The sequence below is a fragment of the Streptococcus sp. 1F3 genome (assembly GCF_054968985.1).
Genome location: NZ_JBUEQR010000026.1, coordinates 1 through 644, shown reverse-complemented (window position 1 = coordinate 644; position 644 = coordinate 1). Strand labels below are relative to the sequence as shown.

Annotated in this window: 1 protein-coding gene; it reads left to right on the top strand. The window is 38.0% G+C overall.

What is annotated here, in order from left to right:
* Window positions 1-376 precede the first annotated feature (376 nt).
* Window positions 377-644: transposase family protein (locus ACVPON_RS01780; protein ID WP_462875577.1), on the top strand; the 268-nt coding region annotated here is incomplete at its 3' end.

Here is a 644-nt window from a genome sequence, read left to right as displayed (position 1 = left end):
TATGGGACTTTTTTTCTATACTCAAAAAGGCTCCATAATCTCTACAGTGGATTTACCCACTACAGAAATTATAGAGCCGTAAAACGTTGATTTGACAGCGTTTTTTCAATTTTTCTTTTTAGTCATTTTTAATGTTTTTTGAAAAAGGCAGACCTAAAAACAGCCCCGTTACTCTTGAGCAACTGTTTTTACGATTCAGTATGAAGTTGTTGTCTGAAGTAATATGTTTAAAAACGTCTATTTTCATGAGGAAGCCTCACAGTATATGTCACGCCAAACGCATGAAACTGAAATAGTTTCAGAAAAGGTATGTAAGCGATCTTATCATAGCGCCCAGTGCCTAAAAAGTGGTATCCTATTCATAGGAGGACATTTTATGCATGAGTTTATTCTTTTGATTGATGAGTATAGTGATGAGTTGGATCCACGTCAACAGTCTAAAGCCCGTCATCCCTTGTCCCTCGTCTTGCTTCTGGTTTTTATCTGTGAGCTAGCAGGTATTGAACATTGGAATGAGATGTCCGATTTTCTACTCTACAACCAAGCTATTTTAGAGTCTCACCTCCTCTTAAGGCATGGAATTCCCTCTCATGATACGCTAGAACGTGTCATGAGCATGGTAAGTGAAGGTGTTATTGAGGAGT